6 protein-coding genes are annotated in these 3,723 nt (G+C 74.5%); 2 read left to right on the top strand and 4 right to left on the bottom strand.

Features of this window, described 5'->3' with window-relative positions; translation table 11 throughout:
* Nucleotides 1-325: 325 nt before the first annotated feature.
* A complete protein-coding gene (locus CYJ76_RS13090) occupies nucleotides 326-457 on the bottom strand; it encodes a hypothetical protein (RefSeq protein ID WP_256374408.1) in 132 nt (43 codons plus the stop codon).
* A gap of 93 nt (nucleotides 458-550) precedes the next feature.
* On the opposite strand from CYJ76_RS13090, the gene CYJ76_RS07365 reads away from it, so the two are divergent.
* Entirely contained in the window at nucleotides 551-1,069 is a 519-nt protein-coding gene (locus CYJ76_RS07365; protein WP_101849692.1) for a hypothetical protein, read from the top strand.
* A gap of 95 nt (nucleotides 1,070-1,164) precedes the next feature.
* Here CYJ76_RS07365 and CYJ76_RS07360 read toward each other — a convergent pair whose 3' ends face one another.
* From CYJ76_RS07360 to CYJ76_RS07350, 3 genes are all read right to left on the bottom strand, one after another.
* Nucleotides 1,165-1,800 carry a hypothetical protein gene (locus CYJ76_RS07360; protein ID WP_070703324.1) on the bottom strand — a complete coding sequence of 212 codons (636 nt, stop codon included), beginning with the start codon at nucleotides 1,798-1,800 and terminating at the stop codon, nucleotides 1,165-1,167.
* Nucleotides 1,801-1,934: 134 nt separating this feature from the next.
* Nucleotides 1,935-2,483, bottom strand: a complete 549-nt coding sequence (locus CYJ76_RS07355; protein WP_070703323.1) for a hypothetical protein — start codon at nucleotides 2,481-2,483, stop codon at nucleotides 1,935-1,937.
* Between the two features lie 107 nt (nucleotides 2,484-2,590).
* Nucleotides 2,591-3,115 (bottom strand): hypothetical protein, encoded by a 525-nt coding sequence (locus CYJ76_RS07350; RefSeq protein ID WP_101849691.1) that lies wholly within the window; start codon nucleotides 3,113-3,115, stop codon nucleotides 2,591-2,593.
* A gap of 81 nt (nucleotides 3,116-3,196) precedes the next feature.
* On the opposite strand from CYJ76_RS07350, the gene CYJ76_RS07345 reads away from it, so the two are divergent.
* A partial coding sequence (locus CYJ76_RS07345) for a MauE/DoxX family redox-associated membrane protein (protein WP_331250399.1) occupies nucleotides 3,197-3,723 on the top strand: 527 nt, incomplete at its 3' end.

The raw sequence follows: 3,723 nt of genomic DNA, 5'->3' as shown, positions 1-3,723 counted from the left end.
CCCGACGCCCTGTCCACAGCGGGGAGTCCTGCGCCCACCGCGGTGAGGGCTGGTCCCCCGGGGCTGGCGGTACCTCCAGCGGCGTGCCCCTGCCTCGGGCGACCCTCGGGACATGCACCTGACCGGACCACCTCCCCAGCCACCACCCGTCCCCGGCGCCCTGGCCGCCGTCCCCTGCCGCGATGGCGTGGTGAGTCTCGCGCTCCTGCGGCGCGCGGGCGTGTCCTCGGCCACGGTGCACAGGGCGGTCGCCGAGGGGTCGGCCTGGCGACCGGCGCCGGGTGCCCTGGCCGTGGGCGCCCCGCCCGAGGACCACCGCGTCGAGTCACGCCTCCGCGTCCTCGGCCAGCTCGTCACCCGCCCCGATCACTGCGCGACGAGGGCCTCGGCCCTGGAGCTCCTCGGCCTCCCGCTGCTGGGCCGGTCGAGGACGGTCCAGCTCGGCTCCGCGCGCCATCGGACGGCTCGCCCTCGCCGTGGCCTCGAGCTGCACCCCCACCCCACGGCGCCCGTCCTCGTGGTCCCTCCCGGGTGCACCCACGAGTGGCCGGTGAGTCCCCTGGCCCGCGCACTGGCCGAGTACGCGATGCACCCGGGCACGGGCGTGGAGCGGGCCCTGGTCCCCATGGACGCAGCCCTCCACGCGGGGCGCACCACCCTCGAGGACGTGGCGGCGGTCGCCCGGCCCGGCCTGCGGAACGTGGCCGTGCTGCGTCGTGCCCTGGAGCTGGCCGACCCCCTCTGCGAGTCGCCCGGTGAGACCCGGACCCGCCTCGCCCTCGTCCAGGGCGGCCTCACGCCTCGGTCCCAGGTCACGGTGCAGACCCCACGCGGCCGGTACCGCCTCGACCTGCTGGTGGAGGAGCTGCGGGTGGCGCTCGAGTTCGACGGGGCCGTGAAGTACGACGGCGCCTCAGGACGCCAGGCGCTGGTGGCGGAGAAGGTCCGCGAGGACGCCCTGCGGGAGATGGGTCTGGGCATCGTGCGGGTGACCTGGCCGGACCTGCACGGCCCGGACGCGCCCCTGCGCCTGTGCGCCCGAGTGCGCGCCGCTGCTCCACGACCGTGAGCGCGCCCCCATCGCAGAAGTCCGCCTGTGGTCCAGAGGTACGCGTCCCGGCACGTACCTCTGGACCACAGGCGGACCTTTGGTGGGTGGACCGGTCAGCGCTGGGCGAAGAAGGCCTGGTTGCGGGGCTGCCAGATGAGCACGAGGACGGCCACCACGAGCAGGAGGTTGAGGGCGTTCAGCAGGTGGCTGTACCACGGCACCGAGGTGCCGGCCGCCACGCCGTAGACGAAGGCGATGGGCGCGGTGAGCAGGGTGAGACCGCCCAGGACGCTCCCGCTGATGCGCGCCCAGTTCCTCCCTCGCCCCGTGGCCCGCGCATGCAGGAACCACAGACCGGCCGAGAGGAGCGCGACCACCACGGTGACGGCCAGCGCGATGTCGATCATCGCCTGCGCCATGCCCGCGGACCCCGGCTGCCCTGCGGCCTCCATCTGCTCGAGGTACTCCTCGGTCATGGCCCCGCGCTGCAGGAAGGCGAGGGGGATCGAGAGGAGCGCCAGACCAGCGGCGACCCCCATGAGCTTCACGGCGAGGTCGACCGCTCGCGGCCGCGGCGCCGGGCCGGTGGGCGGGTGCCCGTACCCGGGCGGGGCATCGCCAGGGTGCCCGAAGGAGGGCTGCGCGTACGGGTGCGGCGGCGTCCCGTACGGGTGCGTGGACCAGCCCTGGTGCGGCGGGCCCGGGGACGGCTGGCCCTGCGGGGCGTAGGGGTCGTGCGGCTGGGTCATGGTCTCCTCCTCGAGTTCTCACCCCGATGCTGTGCCGCCGGCGCCCCGGCACACCGTCCCCCGTCGGGTGGAGAACGCGACGCGGCCCCACCCCGAGGGACCGGGGTGGGGCCGCACGCTCGAGGCGCCGTGCCTCAGTGCTGGCCGAAGAAGGGCTTGTTCTCCGGGCGCCACATGAAGTAGATGATGGCCGCGGCCAGGGCGGCGGAGACCACCTGCAGCACGAAGCCGATGATGCCGCTGGTGGTGGCCAGGGTGACGGCCAGGCCGAGGAGGCCGAACAGCAGGCCCAGGATGTTCAGCGCACCCAGGACGGTGCCGGTGATGCGGGCCCAGTTGTGGCCCTTGCCCACGGCCCAGGCGTGCAGGAGCCACAGGCCCACCCCGATGAGGCCACCGATGATGCCGGTGAGGAAGCTCTGCTGGAGGCTCTGCTCGATCTGGGCGTCGGAGAGGGAGAGGCCCGCCTGCTCCATGGCGTCCTTCATCTCCGCCACGCTGGGCCGCATGAGCAGGCCCACCAGCAGGCTCAGCAGGGAGAGGCCAGCCCCGGCGTACATGAGCTTCACGGCCTTGTCGACGGCGGCCGGCCGGGCCACGGGGCGCAGGTCGCGGTGGTCGTCCAGGCTGGGGGCGGCCTGGAAGCCGCCCGGCTGGTTCGGTCCGGGCTGGGTGTAGGTCACGGGCACCTCCGGGTGCGGGTCGCGTGGGGGTCGTGTGCGTTCTGTACCCCGGCAGTGTCCCCCGTCGGGACGACGCGTGCGGTCCACCGCAGGACGGACCCGGCGGTTCAACTCCAGCGGTAGGTGCTGGCCGAGTCGAACCAGCGGCTCGACGCCGGCACGTACAGCAGCGCGGTCGCGGCCAGCCCGAGCAGCAGCATCACCCCCGCCTGGACCTGCAGGGCGAGGGTGTTGGCCACGCCCGAACCCATGGCCCAGCCGAGCAGGCACAGCACGCCCACCAGGCAGGAGGTGGTGGCCACGTCGCGGGCCGGCCCGATGCCGCGCCACACCATCGCCGCGGTCCCCGCCCAGAGCGTGGCGGCGCCGAGGGTCAGGATCACCGTGGTGCCGTTGAGCACGCGCCGCGCGTCCTCGATGCTGCCTCGGTCCATGTCCACGCGGGACGCCTCGAGGGCACGCCCGAAGTCGCCCTCGAGGTCGGCGGCCTGCGCCAGCCCGGCATCGGACACCCACCACCCCTGGGTGGCGCCGAGGCCCCAGACGGCGGCGGAGAGCAGGCCCATGACCATGAGGAGCACGGAGGCGGTGACGGTGCCCGGGCGCTCGGTGGCCGGACGCATCAGGGTCATGGCGGGATCCTCCCCACCCGGGGGCCCGCCCCTCGCGGGCCACGGTCCCGAAACCTTAGCCGGTCGGGGGATACTTTCACCATGAGTGACGCGTCCCTCCTGCCCGATGCCGCCGCCGGGGCGGGCCTGCTGCTCGCCGCCGTCTACGGCACCAGCGGCCTGACCAAGCTCCGCGACGTCCAGAGCACCGAGAGCGCCTTCCACCAGCTGCGCCTGCCGCACTGGACGGTGCGGATGCAAGGCCCCCGCCTGCTCGGGCCGGGGGAGGTCGTCCTGGCCCTGGCCCTGCTGCTCCTCCCCTCCCCCTGGTACGGGGTGGCCGCCGTGGCCACGCTGCTGCTGGGGCTGCTCTACACGGTGCTCGTGGTGCGGGCCCTGGGCTTCGACGTCCCCGTCACGTGCGGGTGCTTCGGCAAGCTCGGCCAGGGCACCATCACGCGGGCCACGGTGGTGCGCAACCTCGTGCTCGTGGCCCTGGGGCTGGTGACCGTGGTGGACGCGTTCCGGGGCGGCAGCATCGTCGGCCGCCTGCTGGACGGGCCGTCGCTGTGGTGGTGGATCCCGGTGCTGGCCGCCGGCGTGGCCCTCACCTGGCTCATCGGCGGGGG

Source organism: Kytococcus schroeteri, from assembly GCF_002847825.1.
In the GTDB taxonomy this organism is placed as follows: domain Bacteria; phylum Actinomycetota; class Actinomycetes; order Actinomycetales; family Dermatophilaceae; genus Kytococcus; species Kytococcus schroeteri.
This window is presented reverse-complemented; position numbering and strand designations above follow the sequence as displayed.